This window comes from Nocardia sp. NPDC059764, from assembly GCF_042732555.1.
Taxonomy (GTDB): domain Bacteria; phylum Actinomycetota; class Actinomycetes; order Mycobacteriales; family Mycobacteriaceae; genus Nocardia.
Genome location: NZ_JBHWHH010000003.1, coordinates 46,433 through 71,360, shown reverse-complemented (window position 1 = coordinate 71,360; position 24,928 = coordinate 46,433). Strand labels below are relative to the sequence as shown.

Annotated in this window: 18 protein-coding genes; 6 read left to right on the top strand and 12 right to left on the bottom strand. The window is 66.8% G+C overall.

What is annotated here, in order from left to right:
• Window position 1 precedes the first annotated feature (1 nt).
• From ACFV4K_RS01380 to ACFV4K_RS01360, 5 genes are all read left to right on the top strand, one after another.
• Window positions 2-793, top strand: coding sequence for an ESX secretion-associated protein EspG (locus ACFV4K_RS01380; RefSeq protein WP_379271114.1), 792 nt, complete (start codon window positions 2-4; stop codon window positions 791-793).
• Window positions 790-1,128: a hypothetical protein gene (locus tag ACFV4K_RS01375; RefSeq protein WP_379271113.1), complete on the top strand. Its 339-nt coding sequence runs from the start codon at window positions 790-792 to the stop codon at window positions 1,126-1,128. The genes ACFV4K_RS01380 and ACFV4K_RS01375 overlap by 4 nt, the downstream gene beginning before the upstream one ends.
• A 180-nt stretch (window positions 1,129-1,308) precedes the next feature.
• Window positions 1,309-1,626: a type VII secretion target gene (locus tag ACFV4K_RS01370; protein WP_357089064.1), complete on the top strand. Its 318-nt coding sequence runs from the start codon at window positions 1,309-1,311 to the stop codon at window positions 1,624-1,626.
• Window positions 1,623-2,882: a hypothetical protein gene (locus ACFV4K_RS01365; RefSeq protein ID WP_379271112.1), complete on the top strand. Its 1,260-nt coding sequence runs from the start codon at window positions 1,623-1,625 to the stop codon at window positions 2,880-2,882. The genes ACFV4K_RS01370 and ACFV4K_RS01365 overlap by 4 nt, the downstream gene beginning before the upstream one ends.
• 91 nt (window positions 2,883-2,973) lie before the next feature.
• Window positions 2,974-3,291 (top strand): PE family protein, encoded by a 318-nt coding sequence (locus ACFV4K_RS01360; RefSeq protein WP_379271111.1) that lies wholly within the window; start codon window positions 2,974-2,976, stop codon window positions 3,289-3,291.
• A 25-nt stretch (window positions 3,292-3,316) separates the two neighbouring features.
• Here the strand turns inward: ACFV4K_RS01360 and ACFV4K_RS01355 are convergent, their stop codons facing one another.
• From ACFV4K_RS01355 to ACFV4K_RS01300, 12 genes are all read right to left on the bottom strand, one after another.
• On the bottom strand, window positions 3,317-3,604 hold the full coding sequence (locus ACFV4K_RS01355) for a hypothetical protein (RefSeq protein WP_379271110.1): 288 nt from the start codon (window positions 3,602-3,604) through the stop codon (window positions 3,317-3,319).
• An 85-nt stretch (window positions 3,605-3,689) separates the two neighbouring features.
• Window positions 3,690-4,436, bottom strand: a complete 747-nt coding sequence (locus ACFV4K_RS01350) for a hypothetical protein (protein ID WP_379271109.1) — start codon at window positions 4,434-4,436, stop codon at window positions 3,690-3,692.
• Window positions 4,418-9,838 carry a hypothetical protein gene (locus tag ACFV4K_RS01345; protein ID WP_379271108.1) on the bottom strand — a complete coding sequence of 1,807 codons (5,421 nt, stop codon included), beginning with the start codon at window positions 9,836-9,838 and terminating at the stop codon, window positions 4,418-4,420. The genes ACFV4K_RS01350 and ACFV4K_RS01345 overlap by 19 nt, the downstream gene beginning before the upstream one ends.
• 177 nt (window positions 9,839-10,015) lie before the next feature.
• A complete protein-coding gene (locus ACFV4K_RS01340) occupies window positions 10,016-10,459 on the bottom strand; it encodes a hypothetical protein (RefSeq protein ID WP_379271107.1) in 444 nt (147 codons plus the stop codon).
• 93 nt (window positions 10,460-10,552) lie between these two features.
• Entirely contained in the window at window positions 10,553-11,071 is a 519-nt protein-coding gene (locus tag ACFV4K_RS01335; RefSeq protein ID WP_379271106.1) for a YbaB/EbfC family nucleoid-associated protein, read from the bottom strand.
• A 3-nt stretch (window positions 11,072-11,074) separates the two neighbouring features.
• Window positions 11,075-11,383, bottom strand: a complete 309-nt coding sequence (locus tag ACFV4K_RS01330) for a hypothetical protein (protein WP_379271105.1) — start codon at window positions 11,381-11,383, stop codon at window positions 11,075-11,077.
• Between the two features lie 50 nt (window positions 11,384-11,433).
• Complete coding sequence (locus ACFV4K_RS01325) at window positions 11,434-12,579, bottom strand: hypothetical protein (RefSeq protein ID WP_379271104.1); 1,146 nt, start codon at window positions 12,577-12,579, stop codon at window positions 11,434-11,436.
• A 19-nt stretch (window positions 12,580-12,598) separates the two neighbouring features.
• A complete protein-coding gene (locus ACFV4K_RS01320) occupies window positions 12,599-14,077 on the bottom strand; it encodes a hypothetical protein (protein ID WP_379271103.1) in 1,479 nt (492 codons plus the stop codon).
• Between the two features lie 413 nt (window positions 14,078-14,490).
• A complete protein-coding gene (locus ACFV4K_RS01315) occupies window positions 14,491-14,991 on the bottom strand; it encodes a YbaB/EbfC family nucleoid-associated protein (protein WP_379271102.1) in 501 nt (166 codons plus the stop codon).
• A 2-nt stretch (window positions 14,992-14,993) separates the two neighbouring features.
• Window positions 14,994-15,314 carry a hypothetical protein gene (locus ACFV4K_RS01310; RefSeq protein ID WP_357089028.1) on the bottom strand — a complete coding sequence of 107 codons (321 nt, stop codon included), beginning with the start codon at window positions 15,312-15,314 and terminating at the stop codon, window positions 14,994-14,996.
• 73 nt (window positions 15,315-15,387) lie between these two features.
• Entirely contained in the window at window positions 15,388-16,929 is a 1,542-nt protein-coding gene (locus tag ACFV4K_RS01305; RefSeq protein ID WP_379271101.1) for a hypothetical protein, read from the bottom strand.
• Between the two features lie 103 nt (window positions 16,930-17,032).
• Window positions 17,033-17,887: a hypothetical protein gene (locus tag ACFV4K_RS01300; RefSeq protein WP_379271100.1), complete on the bottom strand. Its 855-nt coding sequence runs from the start codon at window positions 17,885-17,887 to the stop codon at window positions 17,033-17,035.
• A gap of 268 nt (window positions 17,888-18,155) precedes the next feature.
• On the opposite strand from ACFV4K_RS01300, the gene ACFV4K_RS01295 reads away from it, so the two are divergent.
• On the top strand, window positions 18,156-24,905 hold the full coding sequence (locus ACFV4K_RS01295; protein ID WP_379271099.1) for an alpha/beta hydrolase: 6,750 nt from the start codon (window positions 18,156-18,158) through the stop codon (window positions 24,903-24,905).
• Window positions 24,906-24,928 lie beyond the last annotated feature (23 nt).

The following is a 24,928-nucleotide window of genomic DNA, read 5'->3' as shown; positions in this document are numbered from 1 at the left end:
GGTGCGGTCCTGGTCCTTCACCGATCTGGAGTTCCTGGTGCTGTGGGAGGCGCTCGGCGAGGAGCATCTGCCCGAGCCGCTGTTCTTCACCAGCCGCGCCCCGTTGTGGAGCACGTTCCAGGACAGCAAGATTCACGCCCGCGACAGCCTGCGTGCCCGCCACGACCCGGAATTCGACGAGGTGCTGCGCGCGCTGCACACCCCGGATGTCCGGGTGGAGCTGCGCGGCTGGGACGGCGCGGATTGGCGCGCGCCCGAGTCGAGCATCCGCGCGATCGGGGTGCGTTCCGGCGACGCCGGATACCTGGTCGTGCAGGAACCCGGCGAAACCATCGGCCGGGCAGCGGGATTCACGGTCACCGAGTTCTGGGCGAGTGATCTCGCCGAGCAGGTCGTGGGCCTGCTGCCGGAGGTCCCGGCGGGCCGCGGCGGTGACCTGGTGCTCGCCGAGGCCGAGGACGGGGTCGACACCGACTACGGTTTCGGCCTGTCCCCGGCGCACGAGACCCTGGAGGGCGGGGTGGTGGACCGCGCCGCCGACTTCCTGGCCGTCGCCGCCTCCACCCTCGGCACCATCGATGTGGTGCAGGGCCGTTCGCGTTTCGGCCCGCGCGGCATCACCCGGCATCACCTGCAATGGCGTGATCTGGCCGAGGACGGCCGCTATCTGATCACCGCCGACCATCCACCCGTGGCCATGGCCGCCGATCACCGCCGCGTGGTCACCGAGGTGAACACCCGGATCGCCGAAGTGGTCCTGGCGGTCGCCGACGAATGGGAGACGAACCGATGACCGCCGAGGAATTCCCGAGCGAGTTCACCCTGTCCTCACGGACCGGTGCGATCGTGGTCACCACCACCGAACAGGGCTTGCCCCGGGCGATTTCGGTGGAACGGGACCGCTTGCGCCAGGATCCGGAGCTGCTGGCGTCGGAGATTCTGCGCCTGTGCAAGCAGTCCGCGGCCCGCGCCGGTGTCGAGCGGCGCGCCCAGCTACGGGCGGCGGGGCTGTCTCCGGAACTGTTGGCGCTGACCGGCTTGCCGACCACCGACGATGTGACCAGACAGGAGTACGTCGAGGAGCAGGATTACGAGACCGAGCCCGACAGCTGGCTGCGTCCGATCTGAGCACGTGTGAATAGACCTGTGAAATATACAGTGCGGCAAGTTGATCCGCCGTACCTTTGATCACCTGGGGAATACCCGGTGTTCACCGGGCTGTTGGTCAATTAGTGAACTCTTCGTTATGCCGGGCGATTCACCGCTCTGTATAGTTCGAACCGAAATGATCTTCCTGATGGGGGTCTCATGAGCCATCTCGTTGCCACTCCGGACGCGATTCGCGCATACGGCGATGCTTCGGCCGCCATGGCCACCGCGGTGGCGAGCGCCGCCGCGGTCGACCAGGTCGCCACGGTCGCCGCACTGGTGCCGGTTTTCGGCCTCATCGGCCAGGACTTCCTGCTGAGTTACGCGGGCGCGCAGGGCAATCACCTGTCGTCGGTGGCGGAGCTGGCGGCCGTGCACGCCGGGACCGCGGTCACCGCGCACGAGGCCGCGGCGTCCTACGAGGCCGTCGACGGCGCCGCGGGCGTCGACTTCCTGTCGCTATCGCGGGACCTGTGAGCACGCCCTTCGACCAGGGTTCGACGGGAGCCGCGCAGGCCGCTCCCACGGTGGCGAGCGGGCAGTCGGTGGCGGATGCCCTGCGCGACACCGCTTTCGCGCCGCTGCTGGACTCGCCGGTCGCCGAGGTGCTTTCGACGCTGGGATTGCCCGCGCTGCCGCAGATTCCGGCGCTGCCCCCGATGCCGGACATGCCGCCACTGCCGACCCTGGATCTGACCGCGCTCACCAAGCCGCTCACCGATCTGGCCTCCACGTTCGGCACCGGCCAATTGGGGCAGGGCCTGGACGCGTCGCAGATGCTCTCGGGTGTCTCCTCGGCCTTGCAGCAGGTGATGTCGATCGCGCAATCGGTGATGTCGCTGGCCAATTCGAACTCCTGGGAGGGTTCGGGTGCGGCGGGCGCTGCCGAGAAGGGCGCGGCCGCCCAGACCAACGCCCTGGAACTGGAAACCCAGAACGGGCACCAGAAGACCGTCATGGCCGGCGCCGCGGGCTCGGTGGCGGTGGGCAGCGCGATGATGTCGGCCATCATCACCAAGTTCGTCACGGGTGTCACCCTGGCCGCCCCCTTCATCGCGACCCCGCCGGGTCAGGCGTTCCTGCTGTCGCTGGCCAGTGAGACGGCCGCCGAGGCCACCGCGGTGGTGGCCAAGACCCGCACGGAGATGACCGTGCACAGCGCGAACATGACCACCGCGGGGCACAAGGTGAAGGTCACCGACGCGCCGAAGGGCGTGGACTCGCTCTCGCAGGTCACCCAGCTGTTGAGCGCGATCGCGCCGTTGAGCAGCGTCGCGGGCCAAGGCGCGCAGACCTTGCAGCAGTTGCAGTCGATCGGTCAGCCCTCGACCGTGCAACCGGTGCCGGAGACGGAACCGAAGACCACGCAGCCGGGTCCGGGTGGACTCGGTGGCGGTGGCGGGCTCATGCCGATCGGTGGCCTGGGTGGCGGCGCGGGCGCGGCCCCGCTCGGCCAGACCAGCCCCCGGACCATGAGCGCGACCACCACCCCGCCGGTCGCGGTCCCCGCCCCGGTGCCCGGGGTCGGCGGCGCCGGTATGGGCGGTGGCATGGTGCCGCCGCCGATGGGCGCGGCGGGTGCCGGTGCCGGGCTGGCCGGTGACGCCGACGAGGAAGTGCGCACCAACCTGGTCACCGGTGAACATGGCGACGAGGTCGTGGGCGAGCTGGGCTACACGGGCGTGCCGGTGATCGGCGCGGTCGGCACCAACGGCCCGCGCCCGGCACAGTGATCCACCGCGCGGACCGGTGATCGACACCGCGGAAACCGGCTCGGTGTCCGTCGGTGCGACACGGTAGGATTCGCGGCGAAAGGGAGGGACGATGAGCGAATTCAACTTGGGCGGTGTGCGTTTCGACGCGGACACGGTGCTGGCCGCCGCCGCCGACCTGGAAGCCGTGGCCGATCGCCTGGAGGCCGCGCTCGGCGCGGACGCTCAGGCCCTGGCCGTGCCCGCCGCGGGCTCGGACAAGGTGTCGCTGTCGGCCGCCGAGACCCTCAGCGCCGTCGGCGTGTCCTTCGTGGACCAGAGTGGCGGCGGCATCGACGAATTGCGCAAGCTGGCCGCCGTCGTGCGGCAGCAGGCCGCCATCTTCGGCAAGGTCGAGACCGACAACTCGACCGACTTCACGAACCTCTGACCGGATCGCGGTGAACGCCGCGGGATTACTCCGATTCGCGTGAGCGAGACTCCATCTCGCTCAGCATCTGGTCCGTCTGCGCATGCCAGCGGGCGGCATTGCTGCCGTCCAGTTGGCCGGCGAAGGCGTGGCGCGCGGCCTCCACGAGTTCATCGGTGGCGTTCGGATGGGCGCGGGCGACAGCTCGGAGTGCGGTCCGGGTCTCCTCGTCGAGCCCGGTCGAGCTGCGCAGCCCCTGTCCCGCCAGGGCCCGGGCCAGCATGCTTTCGAAGTTCAGCTTCAGTTGTTCCTGGCTGGGACGGCCATGCCGCACGTCCGTCTCCTTCTGCTTCGGCGTCCGGGCCCATCGTATCGAGCTGTCCGATACCCGTGCGGTGCCCGGCTCGCGTTCCGGGATCTCAGAGTTCGAAGTGCCGGGGCTCGCCGGAGGTCAACTGCCAGTCGTCGGCGAGCAGTGCGTCCAGTGCCGCCTGGAGCAGCGCGTGCTCCGCGCTCCCCGCTTCGAGCCACCGCCCCCAGTTCACATCGAGTGTGAGGACCAGGATGCTGTCGAACCAGATCCTGAAGGTGACCGGTGGCAGGTAGGGGGCGGCGTCGGGGAGCGGTCCGAGCCATGTGGTCCCGTCCGCCTCGGTGGTGACGGGGAGGTTCAGGGTGTCGTCCCACAAGGTGACCGAGAGGACGTCCGAGCTCGGCGATTCGTCGGTCCGCACGAAGCGGGTAGTCGCACCCAGCGGGGCGATGCTCTCGAACATCACGAAATACCCTGGCGGGCAAGTGATCGTGTCCAGCGCCTGCCGGTAGGTGCCGATCAAGTCCGCATCGGTGAGGACCGGAAACCGTGTGACGACAGCCGGTTGCGGGTCGTCGCCCTGCGGCGCCGTCGCATCCGCTCGCAGGACTTCCCAGTACTGGTCGGAGGGCTGCGGGTCGTCCACATTGATGTAGGTGTCTTCGATCGCGCAGGTGAACCACAGATCGAAGCCCGTGGGGCGCACGACATTCGCCAGATGGTCGCGCACTCGGAGCGCATCCGCGAACAGCACCTCGGAGCTCTCGACGTCCGCGGGAAAGCCGCGGGTGAAGGTCAAACTCTCACCGTGCGGCCGATACTCGCTGAATCCGATCACTGGACCTTTCTCCATACATCACCCTCTCGGACGATCTGTCCGAGCAGGTTGCCATTCTCGTCCACGAAGCGAACGGCATCGAGGTTCGCCAGGTTCGGGTGCAACTTCTTGTTGACGGTGAAACCCCGGGCCAGCTCGTCGAGGAGGTTCCCCGTCTTGCGGACATTGCCGTTCGGGTCGACGATTTCATAGTCCCATCCGTTCGCGCCGAACCGCCGTTCGTTGCCGCCGCCCAGCGGCTGGACGCGCCCTTGCGATGGAGTCTCGGGCATGACCACCGTGGTCTCGGCGGACGGTATCCGGTCCGGCACCGGCGCCACGGCCTTGTCCGCGCCGTGCAATGCGGCGCCGTGCAGGCTCGTCGCCTGCTCGGGCAGGTGTTTCATCCGTTCGATCTCGACGCGTCGCTCGACCGTCGTCGACCCATCGCTCGTGGTGCGCTCGACGAGGATGTCGAACGACCTGTCACCGGATACACCGGGATTGAACCGGACGCTCAGGTCCGGGTCGTTTCGGACCTCGAAGGACAAGCGGTCGAGTTCGGTCAGCTCGGCGGCCTTGTCGAGAACCTGGTCCATATCGCCGACTCGGGCCCGCGGGGCGGTCTCACCCATCCAATCCTCGAGCCCTCCCACGTTGCCGCGGTCGACTTCGCGGTTCACCAGGTCCGTGAACTTCTGCGCCAGGTCGGGACGCCCCGCGTTCTGGAGCGCGCTCGCGATGTCCTGGGCGTCCTGGTGGAAGTTCCCCTGGTATCCCGGGAGCGGCTTGATCGGATCGGGCGCGGGCGGGTCGACGTCCTCGGGACGGGGTAGCAGATGCTCGTGGTTCTGCTCCACGTACTTGGCGAGCGCCGCGTCGTGCTCGGTGAACGATTGCCATGCCGGGCCCCAGTTGTCCTGCTCGCGCAGGCCGATGCTGTCGACGAGTTCACCGAATTTCGCACGTAGCTCTGGCAATTCATGAGCTCGGGCGGGATCGTTGGTGGCCGCGAAGATGTCATTGATGTGTGCGCGGACCTGCTCGAATCGACCCTTCAGCTGCTCGTGGCCGGGAGAAGCTTCCTCCGCGAGAGGCAGGAAGTCGTGCGAGTATTCCGCGAGGTAGGTGGACAGCGCCCGGTCGTGTTGGTCGAACAGCTGCCACCTGGCACCGCTGTTCTCGGAGTCGCGCAGACCGAGACTGTCGAATTGTTCCGCGAATCGCTCACGAAGGTTCGTCGATTCGTCGGCTCGGGCGGGATCGGCTGCGGTGCGATCGATTTCCGTTGCCAGGCTGCGCAGGTTGTCGAAGCCGTCGCGAAGTTCCGGTGTCAGCTCGCCACTGTCTCGCGCCTGTTCACCGATCGGCTGTTCGGGCCGGTTCGAGTCGGAGGGCGTCGACCCGGGGTCTCGAGGTTCGTCAGGGATCCCGCTGCGGGCCCTGCCGCGTCTTTCCGGGGGTTCCGGTCTCGTCGGCGCATGCTCTTCCGGGAGGCCCTGCTGCGTCGCCTCCCAGAATCGGCCGCTCACAGTGCGTTTGAGTTCGGTGCTGAGCGCCGCTTCCTCCGGGTGCATGGCCCGGTTCTCGTCCTTGGCCAGCGCCTTGAAGTCGCGCTGCACCTCGTAGAGCGCGTGCTCATACTTGGCGACCGCGTCGATGTGGCTCAGATGCAGGCGCAGTTCGGCGATGTGGCCGTTCTCCAGCTGGACTTTCATCTGCAGGTCGCGGTAGCCGGAGGGGGTGGGGCGGTCGAAGCGGTCCTCGAATTCGACGATCCGCACTCTGGGATCGTTCTCGATCATCTCGAGCGCGCGGTAGGCGTCGGAGACGTGGTCGAAGACGATCTTCGCGCCGACCAGGTCGGTCAAACGGGAGACGTCGCCGTCGTATCCCTTGATCTTGTCCCAGGCCCGGGTCTCGTCCTTCGGGGCGTCGCGCCACCCGGGCGTGCCCTCGGTCTCCCGCGCGATGTCCCGCACGACGTCATTGAGCGCGTCCTGCGAAGCCCGCCAGATGTCGTACTGCTTCCGCAGGAACTCGCCCTGGTACTCCGGGTCCTCGATTCGGCTGTAGTCGAATTCGGGCTGCCTGCGGCTCGATTCGGGCACGTCGGCGATCGCGTCCCGGATCTCGTGCGACATCGCGCGCTCTGCCGAGGTCAGCGGGGTCGGCTCGATGTGGACCGGTTCCGCCAGCGCCGATTCCGGTCCGCGCTCCGCGACCGCTCTGACGGCATCGTGCAGGACCGGCAGGCCATCGGGGTGGGTGAGCAGTGACGCCAGCGTTTTCGGGCGTTCCAGCAGCGAGCGTTCGAGGTGTTCGTTGCTCCGGAGCATTTCGGCCAGCTCGGGATGCTGGGGGAGCAGATCCCGGACGACGGCGCTGACCGGTGTGTCGACACCATCGATCGAGGTGGTGATGCCGAGTTCGTCCGCGCGGTCCAACGCCGCCGAGACGCGAGGCTGCTCCAGATAACTCTCGGCATCGGGCGCGGAGGGCCCACCGGCCTCGGGTGAGTCGGGCGCGGTGGCGGGGCCTTCGTGCTCGCCACCCGGCTCGGAGGGACTGGGGGACTTCCCTTTTCGTGGACGCGGGTCCTGGACCGTGTCGTCGGGACGATCCTTGAAGCCGTCCGGCTTGCTCCCGTGGTCGCGGGCGCTGTCGAGGAGGTGGTGGTACAGGACTCGGGCGGGCTCGGTGGCGCCTTCACCGTGATACTGGACGTCGGTGAACGCCTCGGCCACAGCCTCGGGGCCGTCGAATCTGCCGTTCTCGTCGAAGCTGTAGCCGCTGAGCTGGTCCAGCCACTCGTGGAACGCGTCCTTGTCCATCCCGCCGCGGGTGGCCTCGAAATGGTCCGCCAGAGCCTTGTAGGCGGTCAGCTCGGCGTGTTCCTGGGACTCGATGGCGAGCACATGGCCGAACTCGTGCACCAGGGTGGAGTGAATCGGACGGTCGGCGGATCCGGGGACCAGATGACCGTCCGCCTCGTCTTCCGCGATCTCGCGGGCCATCCGTTCGGGATCGAGCGCGTAGTCCCGGTCCAGGACCACCTCGTCGGTGTACATGCGGCCCGACGGGCTGTGCCCTTCGTACGTCGCGGCGTAGGTGCCGGGGTCGCCGATCGAGTCGATCGACACCTTGCGCAGATCCACGTCCGGGTAGCGGGTCAGCATCTCGTCGATGGCGCGGGCGAACTCACGCGCTACCTCGGGGTCCAGTAGTGGGTGGTCGAAGCCCGACACTTCGAGGTTCCATCGCTTCGCGAGTTCGTCCGCGACCTGGGTGCTGTCCCGGTGCGACCACTCGTCCTCGGGGCGTGGCGACCAATCACCTTCTGCTGGACCAGGTTTCGATGGGTCCGCCGGTGTGTGCGAGTCCTGCGCGTCGGTGGGTTTCGAGTTCTCGTGGGCGCGGGCCCTCGAATTGTCGCGCGCATCGGGGGAATGCGTCCTGGCCTCGTGGCTCCCCGGCTCACCCGGCATCGTTGTCACGACGAGAGCGGGTGCGGGCGTCTCCGGCGCCGCGTCGCCGCTGTCGGGGCGTCCGCTGTCGCGGTGTTCGTTCTCGCGCTGACCCTCCGCCGTCGGCTTGTCGCGCGGTTCCTGCTGGGACTGAGGCTCTTTCGGCGTCTGCTCGGCGTTATCCGGTGTCGAATCCTCGGGCCGGGTCCCTTCGGGATCTCTCCGCGATGGGTCCTTTTCGGGCGACTTGCTCGTGGGGTCGGAGCGGTCGGTCGGCTTCGCCGGGGACTGCTCCGGCTTCGTGGTGGATTCTGGTGGTGTAGCTCGTGTTTGGGTATCGGAGGTAGCTTCCACGGGCCGGGCCTCGGGGGTGCGGCCCACCGGCGCGGCTCGGTCCTGGGTGCCCGAGACCAGATTGCCGCGATGTTCGGTCGGAGCCGTTGTGGCGCGCGGTCCTTCACCTGCCGGTGCTGCGGGGGTACCGGCACGTGGTGCGGCCGGTTCGGACACCTTGGGGGACGATTCGCCGAGTTTCGGGCCTGCATCGAGTTTCGCGCCCGTGTCCCCGAGTTTCGGGCCTGCATCGCCGAGCTTGGTGCCCGCGTCCCCGAGTTTCGTGCCCGGATCACTGAGCTTGGTGCCCGTGTCGCCGAGTTTCGCGCCCGTATCGCCGGGCTTGGTGGCCGTATCGCCGAGTTTCGTACCCGCGTCGCTTTGCCGCGGTCCTCCATCACCCGAGGTCGAGACGTTGGTTCCGAGATCATGGCGCGGGGCCTCCGAGCTGGGCGTGTCCCGCTCTCGGGTCGTGCCGTCCGCCGGTTCGTGGTTGACCGGCTGATCGGTCGCCGCGGCGGGGTGAACATCGTGCGGTGCGTCGTGTTCGGGCTGGACGCTGTGTTCGGGCTGCTCGCCCGCCGTCCTGACCTCCGGTTCCGGGGTATGCGGGGCACTGCCGTCGGGACCGCTCCCGGCCGTGACCGCGCTGTCTCCGGGAGCGCTGTGTCCGTTCTCCAGCCCATGGTTCGCGCCGCCGCCCACGCCCATGGCCAGGCCGCCGATCAGCAGCTCGGTGTGGAACGTCTTGTCGACCTTGCTCCAGTCGCCGCCGTTGTCGTAGAGCTGGATCCCGAGTCCGGTTCCGTACATGCCGACGGCGCCCATTCCGCCACCGACACCGCCGGCGATGGCCCCGCCCAGCTTCGACGGGAGCCGCGTATCCCTCAGCAGGTCGCCCACTTTCGCGTGGAACGGCGCACCGACGGCGCCGCCCACGCCCCACTGGAGGCTGGTCTGGAAGGTCTGCTTCAGGTTGAAGCCGTCGTCGCGGTGGCCCTCCAGGATCTGGATGAACTGCGTACCGGCATCGAGCCCGGCTCCCATCGCGCCGGCGCCGATGCCCGCGGTGAGGGATTTTCCGCCGTACTTCAGGGCGGTCTCGAGCAGTGGCTTCGTCGCCGCCTGGGCGGCGAGCTTCTCACCCAGCGGCACCGCGATCTCGCGAAGCAGCGGCTGGGCGAGGGTTTCCAGGGCGGCTCGGGCTCGGAGCAGTCCGATCCGCTCCATGACCTTCTCGGCGAAGATGCGCAGGATCCCTCGCGCGGTGAGCAGCACTTCCGGAACAAGTGCCTCGCCGAACAGGGTCACGCTCAGCTGGAGCACGGTGTACAGCGTGAGGAGCGCGAAGATCTCCGACTGGATCTTGGCGTACTCGATTTCCGTTGCGGTGGCGCGCGTATCGTGGCCGAGCTGGTTCAAGCATTCGACCAGCTTCTGGATGGAATAGTCCTTGCCGTCGAACAGCGTCGCGAGCTCGGCGCTGACTTTCACCGCGCCGTCGCTGTCGTAGAACTGGGGCAGTCTGCCGGTGACGGCCCTCAGGTCGGGTTCGAGCTTTTCGAGGTCGGCCGCGGCCTTCTTCCAGGCGTCACCCAGATCGAAGAGTGCGTCCTGATCGCCCTTCGGATAAGACATTCCGAAGTTGAGGGCCGCCATCAGCCAGTTCGGTAGGTGGTCTCCAACCCAGGTCCATCCGGACAATCATCGGCCTCCACTTCGCGGCTGATCGTAAGGTCCGGGCTCCCAACCGGATTGGAAGATTCTTCGATTCACCCTACCCAGAGTGCTTCTGCCGGTCCAATTCTCGCGAGACTACCGGGCTTCGCCCACCCAGGTGTAGTGGAAGGTCGGAGCCTCGCCCGCGCTGCGCCGGGCGAATTCCTCGTCCCAGGCCCGGAAAGTCGTGCGATAGAGGTCGGCGATCCGGTCCCGCTCCTCGGGTGTGAGTCGCCGCCGCTCCTGCTCGGCCCGCTCGAATATCGCGTCAGCCTGGCGGTACATATCGAAAATCGGGCCGTCGCCGCGAAGATAGGTGCTGCGTTCTTCTTCGGTCACCCGCATGAAGCGCTCTTCGCTCAGTGCCGAGAAGTCCAGGTCCGCACCAGATTTGAGGACCGCATCGATATCCTCCTCCGACGCCGGTTCGAAAGCGCCGGTCCGGATGTTCAACCGCTGCCCGATCACGTTGCCGTGCTCGGGCTCCTCGAGGCGAATGGTGCCGTTGCGGAACCGGAAGAAGGATGGCGACTCATTCAACCAGAGCATGGTGCCTGCCTTTCGGGATCTTCCGCGTGGTCGAGGCACATCATCGCATCGGCGGGCCCCGTCCGATCATTCGCCGGTGCCAATTCACCAGCCGGGCGTCGCGGCATCCGTGCGTGCTCGGGCTTCGGGATCGTGCTCGAACTCCTCGACATTCTCGAATCGCGGACCCGCATCGGCGTCGGGTGCCCGGCGTTCGGCGGCATTCGGCGGCGCCATCGAAACCTCAGGGGGAGTGGGCATCATGGCCTGGATATCGGGCATGAGCGGGAAGACCTCGGACAGTGTCGGGATCTTGGCCTGCTCCGCCTGCAACTCCGCCAGGATCTCCTGCGACTTCTGCTTTACCTGCACGGCGGCTTCCTGCGCCGCAGCGGTAATAGCGGTGGCGATCTCGGAATAGGTCAGTTCGCCGATGTCCGCGGAGAATTCGGTCTTGATCACAACACCGTCGGCATTCACGGTGACCGTGACTCGCCGCCCGCCGGAACGTGCGCTCGCCGTCAGCCGGGCTCGGTCCCGCTGTGCCCGCGCGACGGCGGCGAAACTGCCCTGCACCATCTCGACCAGGTCGGCCAACTGCGCTTTCGCGGTCTCGTTCGTCATGGATCAGAAACCGTTCTTGTTGGCTTCTTCCATGTTCTCGAACTTGGTCGCGGCGTCACGCAAGCCCTTCGAGTACTGCGCCAGCAATGTCGTCTTCGACCCGAGCGCGGCCAGCAGCCCGGGCTTGCGCGCATCGTATCCGCTCTCGCCCTCGGCGAACTGGTCGCCGAATTCGTCATGGCCCCAGACGCCCTCGTGAGCGTCCGCGGCCGCGGTGATCGCGTTGAGAATACCTGTGACCTTGGTGTTCACGTCATCGAGTCCACCTGCTACGGAACGCATTCCGGCGATCTCGACCTCTACCTTGCTCACGTCGAACCCCCAATGTTCACCAGACCATCAGGTTGCGATCATATACGCGTTTACTCGGCGACACCCGCCAAGATCAGCTGAAAATAGGCGCTGTCGAGATCGATATCGGCGCCCACCAGCGATCGGGACAGCAGCGTGCGCGTCACGGTGCCGGTCTCGGCTGCAGCGATCAGCGCTGTGAGCCAGGACGACGCATTGCCGTCGAATACCTGTGTCAGCACGTCGTAGACGGCATCGTCATTCCATACGCCGGGGAGCGCGTCCTGTACGACGTTCGCGTCCGGGGACTCGCCGCGATACCACGCGTTTCCATCCCACCAGTAGCAGAACGACATCAAACCGTTTGCCGCCCTGGGGCTCAACACCGGATCCGCGACCCAATCCGGAGCTCCCCGATAGAACTCCGGCATCGACGCGCCGCCGTTGTACACGGCATCCAACTCCGGTGCGTTCCAGATCCCACCGGAAAGCACCGCCTTCCCGTGTGGGAGCCGATGCAGGGTCGAGCCGCTGCGAGTGCGGCCCTCGAACCAGCCGAGAGCACTCGTAACTCGCGGTCCGAGCGGAGATTTCACAGCCACGAACGCCGCGGAGATCACGGCCCAGCGCGCCCACAGGACCGGGAGCGGCGGAAGTCCCTCGCCGGCCGGAACCGCCGGGGTGTCGGCGTGCGCCGCCGCGAAGGCAGCACTCGGGGTCCGCACCTGCCGATCACCATGCCCGATGTACGCCGCCAGCCACACCGGTACCCGCTCCCGCGGATACTCCAGCAGGTCGGCGAGGTACGCCTGGGGTGGGAACAACTGGTGATCGGGGAAAGGCTCAGTGCCATAGTCGTATTCGACTCGTGCCGGGCCGGTCGTGCTGACAGCGGCGAGCAACCGCCACCAGGGACCTTCGGCGGCCGTCGCTGCCAGATGCCGGGCCTCTCGCAGCAATTCGACCGCACGCCTCGACAGCGGCACCTGCGCGGCGCGCTCTCCGTCCGACACGATGACCTGCGCGGTCTCGTCCGTGACGGTCATCGCGACGGCCGCTTCCAGCCGATCGAACCCGTCCGGAATCAGCGCGAGAAGCTCGTCGACCACCTGGTCGACCACGTGGTCGGCGGTGATGTCCGATTCGGCCGTGGCGATGGTCGCGGCCATCCGGAAACCGACATCCGGCGATTCAGCAGTCGAATTGTCCTGACTCACACTGTCCCTCGTTCTCCACTCAGCTTCCGGTGATCACCTGAATAGCCGCCTGCTGAGCCACCTCGCCGATCTCGCTGACCCGAAAACCACGATTCGCGATGTGCTGCACCAACTCCGGCTCCGGCGCCAGCCCGTGCTTATGCAAATAATGCGGCACCGCCCCCGCCCACACCCACACCCCATCGGTCCGGAAGTTCAACGGCACATCCCTATCCCCAGGCACGAACTCATCCTGCTCGAAACTCCGCGCCGCCAACACGATCGGCGCCGACTCCAGACACGCCAGCACCGCCGTCCGCGTATTCCATTCCACCGCAGGTCGATCCGCGACCGGCCGCCCGGCGCCATACTTGCCGTCATAGACGCGCGCCATTCGCGGTGGCTGTGCGGCCGCCGCCGGCTCGATCTTGACGGTCGCTTCCACCGCGGGCGCGGGTTCGAAGGGGTTCGCCGGGGGAGTGGACGCGAAGGGATTCGCCGGGGGAACGGGTGCAAACGGATTCGCCGAGGGGACGGGTGCGAAGGGATTCGCTGCGGGTGCCGGCGCGAAAGGATTCGTCCCAGGAGCCGGTGCGAAGGGATTGGGCCCCGGTGCGAACGGGTTGGGCGCGGCATTCATCGGCGCGTAGCTCGCCCGAGGTGGGGCCGCCAACGGTGGTCGCGCCGACTGCGCCACCAGCCCCGCAACGGCCGCGGCGGAGGACAGCAACAGCGCCAGCACCATCAGCACGAGGCCGAGACCCATGTATTCCCAGACCTTGATCCCCATCATGGTGAAGGTGGTATTCAGCCCGGTGAGTTCGCCCGTGAGAATGAGCGCGGCGGCGGCCGCGCCTGCTGAGCGCACTGCCGGATTCCGGGCACCCGCACCGGTGAGCAGGGCAATCGCGACCACGACCACGATGATCAGAACGAGTACCAAATGCGCCAGGAGCAGTGCCGCCGAGTCATCCGAGTTCATGTGCCAGATGGACCTGAAGTTCGAGCTGTCGCTGACCGCCGGCTTGAACGACCCCGCCAGTTCAACTACCGCCGCGACAAGTAGGAACACACCGGTTATCCGGTCCGCCGCTCCACCGGCTGCCGCGCTGTCCTCCTGCCGCGCACCGCGTTTCAAGGCAACGGCGTCGCGCAACCCACTGACCAGCGCCGCGATCGCGACCAGCATCGCCAGCGCGAGCACCCAGAATCCCGCAGCCGGTGAGATGTTCTCCCTGAACCCCCGTGCGTAGGCCATCACGTCGCCCGACGCGATCGACAGCACCATCCCGCCCGCGAACGCCGCGATCCAGAACAGAACAGTGCGCCGAGCACCCATCCTCACCACAAGCAATATCCCCGTCACCCCCGCCACGAGCACGACGAGCACATACGGAACGGCGTACATCCAGTCGGGATAGTGGGGTCCGCCGCTGTCTTTCCAGACAGAGGCTTCCCAGGATTGGTCATAGAACTGAATTTTCGCCACAGGCAGCCACAGCACCGCGAACACCAACACCGCCGCCCCGACCAACAGGCCCCCGGTGACCCGCCCTGCCCCCGCAGTCCTTGCCCCGGCCTCACCCACAACGCCGTCACTCCGCATATAGCTCATAGCTCCGCCCATCCCTCCCCGTGTGATGCTGCGACCCTAATTGCCCAGTTCTCCGGACGCCAACGAGAGCGTGCCCGAGGAAGGCCCGACATTGAGGAGGCGTGCGTGCCGACCTAGGACGAACGCTTCAATCGCGCAGCGCGTTCCGCGAGCTTTCGATCCAGCTCCGCGCGTCGGTGGGCGGCATTGCTCCCATCCAGTTGTCCGCTGAACGCTTGGCGCGCGGCGTCCATCGCGTTGCCCCGCAGCATCACCTGCGGCCGGGTCCTTTCGCGGCTTCAGTCGTCCCTTCGTAGCCACTCCTGGAAGCCGGCGAGTCACCAGTCGTCGGCGCGGATTCGGCCCGGGGTGATGTCGTCGAGTTCTTCGACGTCGGTGAAGGTCATGGCTGGTTCGTTGAGATGCCGGTCGGGGGAGTTCGGGGGTGCGGTGGAGGCGGGGATGGGTTCGGGGATGCGTTCGGTGAGGTCGGACATGCCTTCGATGAGGTCGGACATTTTGGGCATGCGGCCGCGGCGCTCTTGGATCGGGCTCAGGAGCTCGGAGCTCTTGCGGGCCAATTCGGTGGCCGCGGCTTGGGCGGCTTCGGTGATGGCTTTGGCGAGCTCGAGGAGTGGGAGGTCTTCGAGGTCGGGGTCCAGGCGGGTTTCGATGACGGTGCCGTCGGCGTTCACGACTACGGCGACCCGTCTCTGCAGCGCGTAGCCGGTGGCCATGAGTTGGGCACGCTTCTGCTGCATGTCGCCGAGGACCCGCATTTGCTGCTGGAACTCGTCGAGCATCGACGCCAGTTCGGCTTTCGCGCTCTCGTTCGCCATGGTTACTTGAACGCGCCGGCGCTGTTCTCGTCGGTGCCGCCGAGCTGCTTGCCGGACTTGGTCTGGCCGTCGGAGTTGTCTCCGGCGTTCTTGGCCAAGGTCTCGGAGAGCTCCTTCAGCGTCTTGCGGGCCGCTTTGTAGCCGGAGCCGTTCTCGGCGCCCGCGAATTGCTCACCGTAGGTGTCGTTGCCCCACGGTTCGCCCTTACCGCCGAGGGAAGCCATGAGGCTGTCCACCACGGTGCGTAGTCGCTTGTTGACGTGGTCGGTCTTGACGGCCGCCTGCCGCAACAGCTCCGGATCGACCTCGACTTTGTCCGTCATCTGGTACTACTCCTCCCCGTACAACACTGGCGCCGACACTAATTGGGCATCGGCATCGACGCCAACGCGATATTCAGCCGCGCTGCCGCATCCGTTCCTGGAAACGCTGCGCGAAGCCCGCGATGTACACGTTCGGCGGCACCGAGGACGACGATGCCTCGATCACCCCGTCGTCGGCCGTGTAGTAGATGGCGCGGCCGATCATGATCTCGCCGGGCCGGGTGGGCACGAAAACCATCCAGCCGTTGTCGATTCGCTCGGCGGTCAGCTGCTCGAGGGGGTATCCGCTGGTGTCGGTCCCGCGCGCGAGGATGAATCGGCGGACCTGTTCGATGGCGTCGATCCGGCTCAGCGGCGGCGCGGTGACGAAGGTCCGCAACCCAGCGAGCGTGAACTGGTTCAGCGCCGAATCCACGTCGTGCTCGGCGGGATCAAAGACCGCGGCCACCGTCTCGTAGGTCACGACGCCGGCCTGGGCCGCCGAAACCAGGTTCGTGACAGCGGATTTCGTGGCATCGGTGATCGTCTTGCCTGCCGAGTTCATCACCTGCAGGATCGTGTCGACGGTCGAGCCGGTCGTCCAAATCCCGGGCACCGCGGCAGCCACCCCGGGGCCGAGCGGCGATTCGCCGCGGAACCACTGCCCGTCCTCCCACCAGTAGCAGAAGGTCAACTGCCCGGTCGCGGCCCGCGGATTCAGCACCGCGTCGGTGACCCAATCCGGTGCGCCCGCATACAGATTCGGCAGGGGAGCGCCATCGTTGTAGACGGCATCGAGCTCGGGCGCGTTGAGCACTCCGCCCGAGATGACGGCCCGATCGCCGGGCAGCGTGTACAGCGTGCTCCCGCTGCGATTCGGGCCTTCGAACCAGGCCAGTGCGGGCAGTATCCGCGGACCGTGCGGAGCGTCGAGGGCGACGAACACCGCCGCGAGGGCGGTCCAGTTGGACCACATCACCGGCAGCGGTGGGAAGACCTCGGTCGTCGCCTGCCCGCGGATCTCCTTGGCACGGTCGGATCGTGCCTGCTGGGCCGCGACCCGCGGCGACCGCAGCAGCCGCTCGCCGTGGCTCACATACGCCGCCAGCCAGACGGGTAGTCGTTTGCGGGGATATTCCCGCAGGTCCGCCAGGTACGCCTCGGCCGGAAAGAGCTGGTCGTCCGGGAACGGCTCGTCGCCGTAGTCGTAGTCGGTCTGCACCTGGCCCGCGGTATTGAGGCTGATTCGCATCCGCCACCACGGGCCTTCGCTCATCGCGGCCGCGATCTCGCGCTGTTCCTGCACGAGCAGCAGGACGGTCTCCGACGGCTCGGCTCGAAACGCCTGGTCCCCGGCGGAGTACACCACGCTCCAGGTCTTGGCGGTGACGGTCCACGCGAAGGTGGCGTCGACGCGCTCCCAGCCTTCCGGCGCCGCGGTCGCGAGTTCACGGGCGATGCGGTGGGTCAATTCCCGCGCTTGCTCGACGATCTGGCCCTCGTCGGGAACGGATTCCGGTCCCGGGTGCGATACGACGCTGAACCCGATATCGGATTCCTGATTCGCCCGCTCGAATCCGGCCATGAACGACCGCATGAATTCGTCGTCCGGATTCCCCGCCTGAGGCCTGTCCACGTCTCGAGCTCCCCCTCCTCGACCGCCGCACGTTCCACCCGGTCGGATACCTGTGCGACCTTACACATTCGAGGTACTCGTGTCGGCTCCGGCCGAGGTTCGCTCAGTGTTCGCGGGGACCGATGTGACCGTCGTCGGTGATGTGCAGAGCGTCCAATCCCGCGGTCGGTCCGCCGGTGATGGCGACATCCCAGCCGCCCTCGGTGCGCTGCGGCGCGAAGGATATGGCGTCGGTGTCGACGCCCGCGCCGATCAGGTACAGCCGGATCCGGTCGGCGGCCTCCGATTCCAGCAGCCCGCCGGGGGGAGCGTCATGGACCGGCCAGGGACGACGCCGCCGGAAGCCGAGGCATTCGATCTCCCGGGCCTGCTGTTCCTCCAGGTTCTCGCCGCGCCCGCGAGCCAGGATGCTCCACACCGCGTCGCGCTTGTCCCAGCGGTAGAAGAACGCGCGGCTGGTCACCTGCAACCGGGCCGAGATCAGCCCGGAGTCCTGACGCTGCTGCACGTCGATGCGGGCGCTGTGCCCGTACCGATCGTCGAGCAGTACCTCCAGGTCGCGGGTCTTGGCCGACGAATCCTCCCGGGTCCGTGTCACCACGGTCGACGGCATGGCCGCGAATCGCCGTACCAGGTCGTCGAATTCGGTCGGCGGGCCGGAGAATCGGGCACTGATCTGGTGAATCCGCCCGTTGAAGCCCTTGTCGACGCGGTTGAACCCCTCCCCGACGAGACCGGCCTTGTCCCAGGTTTCGGACCCGTCGAGTTCGGGCTCGAACCCCAGTCCCTCGAGCAGCGAGACCAGCTCCCGGGCGCGATGCGCACCCTGCGCGATCACCGCGGCGGCCTGGCGTTTGCTGATCGGCGTCAGCGTCGAGGCGACCCCGCCTCGATAACCCGTGTACTCCTCGGGACCGATCCGGCGCACGCCCTGAGGAATGAACCACAGTGTTCGCACGGCGACATCCCTTCCGCGTCGGTCCGGCCCCCGGAATCTTGCCGCCGACCATAGCCGATCAATAGCGGCGGGGCGCCGCCCCAGTTGATCCTCGGCGCGTTCTGTGGCAGCGTGGCGCGAGATCGTGAGCTGTCACGGCGTGAAAGGCGCTGCCGGACAGCGCATCAGCAGAGCAGGTCAGCGCGTATTCGGGGGCGGTCGTGGCGTCGCGGGGGTGTCTGGTTGAAACCACTACCGGGCGAGTGATTCTCGTCGCAGGTGGTCGGCGATGATCTGGGAGCCGCCGCTCGCGGGGACGCTCGGGTGGCTGGTCGGCATGAAATGGCCGGACGGCAACGAGGATTCCATGTGGGGAATCGCCGACGACTGGAAGGCCAGCGCGCAGGATCTGCGCTCGATCGACGCCGATATCGACGATGCCATCGCGGCGGTCCGCAAGGCGTATCCGACCGGCGACGGCGGCGACAAGATCATCGAGCAATTGCGGACCATGCGCGTCGGCGACCAGTCGATCGACAAACTCGCCGAATGGTTCGAGACCATCGCCGGCACGGCGGAGAACACCGGAACCGAGCTCGAATACACGAAGCTCATGTTCTATACGACGCTGATCACCCTGGCCGCCGATATCGCCGCGGCCTGGCTGTTCCCGCCGACCGCGCCGATGGCGGAGGGCGCGGCGATCGGCATCGGGCGGATCGCGGTGCGCATCCTGACACGGCGGGCCATCAATTTCCTCGGCAAGGAGGGGCTCAAGGCCACCCAGATCTCGCTGATGCGGTTCGCATTGCGGCAGACGATCATCGGTGGTGCGCTGGGCGCGTTGCAGGACGGCGGAATTCAGGCCTATCAGCACGAATTCGGCCGCCGGAGCGAGATCAATACGCAGCAGGTGCTGCTCTCGGCCGGTGGCGGGGCGGCCGGTGGACTCGTCGCGGCCCCCATCGGCAGATGGCTTCCGCAAGCGATGGTCAACCAGATCGCCAAAGCGCCCATCAAGAGGATCACCGCCGAGAAGGCCTCCAATCTGCTGGGCGGCGGAATCGCCGGCGGCGTGGCTGGGCTCGCGGGCTGGGCGGTGAGCGGCGGCGTCACGCACAACTGGCATTTCGATCCGCGGGTCGTGACCGGCGGCATCGCGGGCGGCACCTTGCCCGGCCTGGCTCATGAGGGCAAGTCACCGTGGAAGGGGAGTCCGGACAAGCTCGGAGTCACCAGCCCGACGGTCGATGGCTCGCCGTTGGCGGTCACTGACAAGCAATTTCATCCTTCGGCGACCAATGATGTTGCGCTCACTGGGAATTCGCCGCACGAGGCAGCTCCGTCCCATGAGAAGAACACGGTCGGAACGACTCCGGGTGAGCATCCGCAAGGCAGAGTCGCCGATCCGCAGCCTCGCACCGCCGATCCCGGGACCGTCAAGGAGTCCCTCGCCGGTGTACCGAAAGCTGATCCGGTCGTGCAGGTTCCGGTCCACAGCGGTCCGGTCGTCGATGCGCGTCCGGTCGATACGCCGCACTCCTCCCCGGCGCATACACCGGCGTCGGGCGAACCCAAGCACGTTCCCGCAGCGGCTCCCCGAACCGAGACGCCGGTGGCTGCCCGGCCGGAGACCACGGTGGCGGCGCGCGCGGAAGCACCGGCTCCCGGCCGTGCGGATGCGCCGGGCACTCACACGCAACCCGCCGAACCGCGAGCGACTCCCGCGGCGATCCGTGACGCCGGGAGCCAGCCGACGCCGATGACGGCTCGGGCTACCGGCCTCGAAGTCCCTGCCGGTCGTGTGGGGGAGCGGGTGGATCTCGCGGATCCCGGACGTGCGGTCGAGTCCACCGCGCGCCCCGAACGCGAGCTCGTCGGCGCGGGTACCGGGCCCGAATCCCGCATCGGCGCGCGACCCGAGCACGCGGCGGGGTCGCCGGAACAACACGGCCCGCGGCGCACCGGCGACCAGACCCCCGATTCGTCGAGGCCCGGCGATCATCCCGTCGGCGACCAGAGCGCTCGTCATGCGGGTGATACCACCGCGGAACGTCCTGTGCTGCCGGAGGATTCGCCGATTTCGGAGGCCGAGCACGTGCACGCGCGCGAAGCCCTTCAGCAGTTGCACCCCGACGGCTCGCCCGAGCATCTGCTGCATCCGTCCGACACCGATATCGCGGGCGCGCACAACCGGGCGAGCGAGAACCACGAGTGGTGGCACGGCCTGACGCCCGAGCAGCAGCACGCGACGATCAAGGCGCATCCGCACGAGGTCGGCAATGCCGACGGTCTGCCCCCGCATGTGAAGGATGAGGCCAACAGGCTGGCCATCACCCGGGACCTGAACGCGCTGCACGAGCAGAATCCGCGCATCGAGAAGTGGACGAGCCGGTTCACCGATCCGGAGAACTTCCAGCAGTGGAAGAACCTCGAATCCACGCGCAAGGCGCTGGAGGAAGCACACGATCTCGCGGCGAAGTACGCCGACAAGTTCGGCTGCGAAGAACCGCCGGTGCATGTGCTGTCCTACGACTCGAAGGAATTCAACGGCGAGGGCCGGGCGGTCGTGGCCTTCGGCGATACGTCGAAGGCATCGTCGGTCTCCTTCCATGTTCCGGGCATCACGACCACGGTGCGCAGTCTCGAAGGCAATCTGGAGAACGCCTTCAACCACATGTGGGAGACGGCGCAGCGCACCCAGGAACCCGATATGGTCGCCTCCATCGCGTGGATCGGCTATGACGCGCCGAGTGGATTCCCGAAGATCGTCCGTGAGATGACCGATGCCCGCCTGGCGCAACGAGGCGGTGAGCTGCTGGCCCGAGATGTGGCCTCCTTCAGTCAGACTCGCCGACTGGGTGCGGAACTACCAGGCGGTCACCCCACCCCGGATGTTCACCTGTTCGGCCACAGCTACGGGTCCACGACCACCAGCTTCGCGGGCGCGGGCGGCCGCCTGCACGGCGACATCTCCACGATCACCCTGCTCGGTTCACCCGGATCGGGTCCCGTCGGCCATGCCGCGGACTTCGGCATCGGTGCGCACACTATCGGCGAAATCGGCCGTGTAGCACCGAAACTCGGCATGGGTCTGGGCATGGACCCTGCCATCGAAGCATTCGGCGCCCGCCGCGTCGCCGCCCAATTCCCCGGCGGCACACACACGTTGAGCGACATTTCGACGCACACCGGCTACTACAACCACATGGATGAGGGCCGCTCCGTCCCGAGCGAGTCCCTGCACAATTTCTCCCGCATCGCGTCCGGCCAAACCCCGCACCTCCTACCGGAGTACTCCCGTCCCGGCCACGAAGACCTCAACGCCCGGCAACGCACCCTGGGCTCCAGTCCCCACGACCCGGCCCGCTTCCGCGCCCCCGAAACCGAAAGCCACCAGGGCGAACACCCCTACGGCTACGACGATCTGGTCCACGCCAACCGCACCCTGGACCCGCCCGCCGCCCCCGAACGCACCCACACCGAAACCAACGACTGCGGCCCCCAAGCCCTCCGCCAGGTCCAGGAACTGACCGGCAACCCCAACATCCACGTCCCCGACGACCCGACGATCGCCGACCACGGCATGACCGCCGCGGAACTCGAGCACGCGGCCGGTGCCCACCTCGACCGCCACGAAACCCTGGGCTCCATAGCCGACCAGCTCCACCGCCTCGGCGACGGCGCAACCGCCCTGGTCGTCGACGAATTCCACGGCCCCACAGACGCCAACGGCGTCGGTGCCCACGCCTACACCATCACCAACGCCGGCGGCCGCCTCGTAGTCCACGACAACGCCGTCCCCAGCGGGCCGCACCCGTTCCCACCGGACCACACCAACGTCAAATCCACCCACGCGATCGTCTTCGACTCGCACGGCAATCCGGTGCGTCCACTCGAATCCGTCCCACGCGAGAATCCGGTCGGACAGCGGCCGGAAGCCCGTATCGGTCAACCGGATTCGCACCCCGCTGGACCCGAACACGCGAACCCGGCCCATGTCCCGGACGGCGCCGAGCCCGCGCGCCCGAAGCTGCCGGTCGAGGGCAAGCCGTACTACGCGAACCCGCGCTACCAAGACCCCACGGCCTCACACGAATACGCCGCGAAGAACAGGATCAGCCACGGCGAGGTCCAAACCATCCGCGACTTCGAGACCGCGAACCATCCCGAGATCTCCCGGCTCACCGATTCCGAACTGGATGCGATCCGTCGTAACCAAGGGTTCAACCTCAACGAGCCGGTCAACGAAGGCACACGCAACGGCAACCCAACCGCGCTGGCCGACCACGACGTCGAGATCCGCACCCTGGTCTCGGCATACAACAAGCTGCCGGATCATGAGGGGACCGTCTATCGCTCGCTCTACTTCGATGATCCGGTCGCTTTGGAGAGGTTTCTCGAGGCCTACTCTCCGGGCAAAGAGCCACCGGCCGACCCCGGATTCGCCTCGGCGGACAAAGACAGCTCGATGCCAGGCGGCAATGTCGAGCTGATCATCGATTCCCACACCGGGAAGGACATCTCCTGGGCCAGTCTCTCCCAAGAAGAGGTTGTCTTCCCGCCAGGCACCCGATTCCAGGTCGAAAGCCGTGACCTCATCGGCGGCAAGTACGTAGTCCGTCTCACCGATATAGGAAGGACCCCCGATGCCCATCAGCCCGGAGGAAATGGAACGCATAGCGCGGAAGGTTCTGGGCCCCACGATGCGGGACGAGATCGAGGACCCGGAACTCCGGGCGAAGCGCGACCGCGACTTGGCGATCCTGCGGGAGAAGGACGCGAAGGGACGCCGCCCGGCCACCGAGGACCAGATCAAGATCTGGCAGGCATGGGGCGAGTCGGAGATCGCCCGGATCAACCGGGAACGGGGAGAGAACACCTAACCGGCGAAGATTCCGCGGCTCCCAACAGAGCCACCGAACCCGAACAACGCTCGCCCAGTAATCATTTCGATCCGACCCTAGAACGTCCGTCGGCGCTGACACCCCACCTGGCCTCCCGTTTCGAGGAAATGCGGGCCGCTGCGGGTGAAATCGCGAAGGCCCATTACGAGCCGACGCGCACCGCCGAACTACCCGCGCTCCGTGAGAAATTCGTCGAGATCCTGGACCGAGTGGGCCTCATGGACCCACGCGAGAGCGTGACTCCCTGGCGCCTCCTCAAGGAATACGATCCCGCGCTCGCCCGGTACTTCGAGCAACACCACGAGACGTTGCTACCCAAGGCAACCGAACCCGCCGCGCCGCACGCTCCCGAACCCACCCCTCACGAGACCGAGCCCGCAACCCATCCGACCGAATCACAGAACCGCCCAACCGAATCCGACCACCGCCAGAACCCCGACTCACACCAGGATTCGGACCACGGGGCCCCGGACCGCACCCACACAGAAGATCCGCTATCCCACTTCGCGGAGCGCACCCCCGCCGGCCTCTCGCTCCACGACGAGCCCGAAATGCGCGAACTGGCCCGCCAGGTCCCCGAGGACCCCCGCTACTTCACCATCGACGCGCACCTGACCGAGCGTGGCACCGTCCTCCTGGACGGTCGCGAATACACCATGGAGCAGCTGGCCACTCGCCTCCGAGAACTCGGCTACGACGGCCGCCCCATCCGCCTCGTCGGCTGTGACGCTGCCTCCACCGACGCCGCAGCCCGCCTGGCCAAGGCCACCGGCAACGACGTCCTGGCCCCGACCAAGCCAGCCTGGACCGACCCCCAAGGGCGCCTGTACTCCTCCGACGCGACCGTCACTCCCGAAGGCACTCGCCGCCCCCGCATCCCACCCGACGGTGACTGGGAACTCGTGCATCCCGACGGCACCAAAACCAAAGTCTCCGAAGACGGTTTCGTTCCGGGGACGCGGGAGGAGGACAAGCAAAGCCTCAGCTACGAAGATGCTCGGGATCGAGGCGGTGAAGGTCCGCGCGAACCTCAATACGATATTCCAGGACGAGACAGGGAAATTCGTGAGGGCGATCCGGATTTCGATGACCCGTTCGTCGAATGGGACCGACCTACCCATAAGCCGCCGGATCCGCTGGATCCGCAGGCGCCTCGCCAGCCGGTTGAAATCCACGATGAGATAAAGGCCGCCCACCGCGATCGGGAAACCGTTCCTGACGGCAACCGTGCCCCCGATCAGCTGAGCCCTGTCGAGCATCCCGAAGTAGTGCCGGTTCCATTGCGGGCGTATATGGGTGACGAGCCACTGAAGCCTTGGTCTGCTTACCCGGTTGTAAACGAAAACGGCACGAGAACAACATTCTTCACCAATGGAGACGGCCTCGTGAAGTGGGTTGAGGCTATACCGGGGTCTAGGTCACAGGCGCTCAATGGAAAGGGTCCGTGGTCCGGATTCAATCCAGATCTAAGCCATCCGCTCCTACCAGACGTTCAATATCAGGTGCCGAACTTCCATAATCCGGAGAAGGTACTGACCTTTCATACCGATATGCATGGACAGACCGACGCGTTGACGGGCGACGTCGAAGTCGGCGGGCAGAATGGAAATTTCCGAGACGACGATGGTGGAAAAGGCGCCCAGCAGCGCGCCTTTCAGGAAGGTGAATCGGCCTATCCCAGCGATCCGCCAGGCCGTAGTCTTAGCGCTGACGAGATTGAGCTTGCTCGAATCAAATGGGCGGGTGGGCACCTGATGGCAAACGAGTTGGGTGGCCTCGGAGAGTACCTGAACATGCATCCGCAGATGGCGGCCTCGAACTCGGGGAACAATAGAGACGGATGGGTTCATGCGGCAAGCTGGCGTGCTAAGGAGAACCAACTGGTTGCGTTTGCGCGAGAGGAACATCAGGACATCCGTGACTATCAGGTCAAGATGACCCGTGAGGTCGATGGTGTCGCGAACGAGGTCGTCATGCGATGGCAAGAGGTCACGTATGCGCGCAACGACGACGGCAGTGTCCGGCTGGGATTTGACGGCAATCCTATTGTGGAGTCGGTAGTGACGAAGGAACGTGTATTCCCGAATAGAGGTGCGAATTTTGGGCCACAGGATCGATACTCTAAGCGATGAGATCTGTGCGGCAGCGGAAGCGG

What these genes read in the sequence shown, in the direction of transcription:
- ACFV4K_RS01375 (WP_379271113.1), top strand. Translation starts at nt 790, where the DNA reads ATGACCGCCGAGGAATTCCCGAGCGAGTTCACCCTGTCCTCACGGACC.
- ACFV4K_RS01370 (WP_357089064.1), top strand. Translation starts at nt 1,309, where the DNA reads ATGAGCCATCTCGTTGCCACTCCGGACGCGATTCGCGCATACGGCGAT.
- ACFV4K_RS01360 (WP_379271111.1), top strand. Translation starts at nt 2,974, where the DNA reads ATGAGCGAATTCAACTTGGGCGGTGTGCGTTTCGACGCGGACACGGTG.
- ACFV4K_RS01350 (WP_379271109.1), bottom strand. Translation starts at nt 4,436, where the DNA reads ATGGAGAAAGGTCCAGTGATCGGATTCAGCGAGTATCGGCCGCACGGT.
- ACFV4K_RS01345 (WP_379271108.1), bottom strand. Translation starts at nt 9,838, where the DNA reads ATGTCTTATCCGAAGGGCGATCAGGACGCACTCTTCGATCTGGGTGAC.
- ACFV4K_RS01335 (WP_379271106.1), bottom strand. Translation starts at nt 11,071, where the DNA reads ATGACGAACGAGACCGCGAAAGCGCAGTTGGCCGACCTGGTCGAGATG.
- ACFV4K_RS01315 (WP_379271102.1), bottom strand. Translation starts at nt 14,991, where the DNA reads ATGGCGAACGAGAGCGCGAAAGCCGAACTGGCGTCGATGCTCGACGAG.
- ACFV4K_RS01310 (WP_357089028.1), bottom strand. Translation starts at nt 15,314, where the DNA reads ATGACGGACAAAGTCGAGGTCGATCCGGAGCTGTTGCGGCAGGCGGCC.
- ACFV4K_RS01295 (WP_379271099.1), top strand. Translation starts at nt 18,156, where the DNA reads ATGATCTGGGAGCCGCCGCTCGCGGGGACGCTCGGGTGGCTGGTCGGC.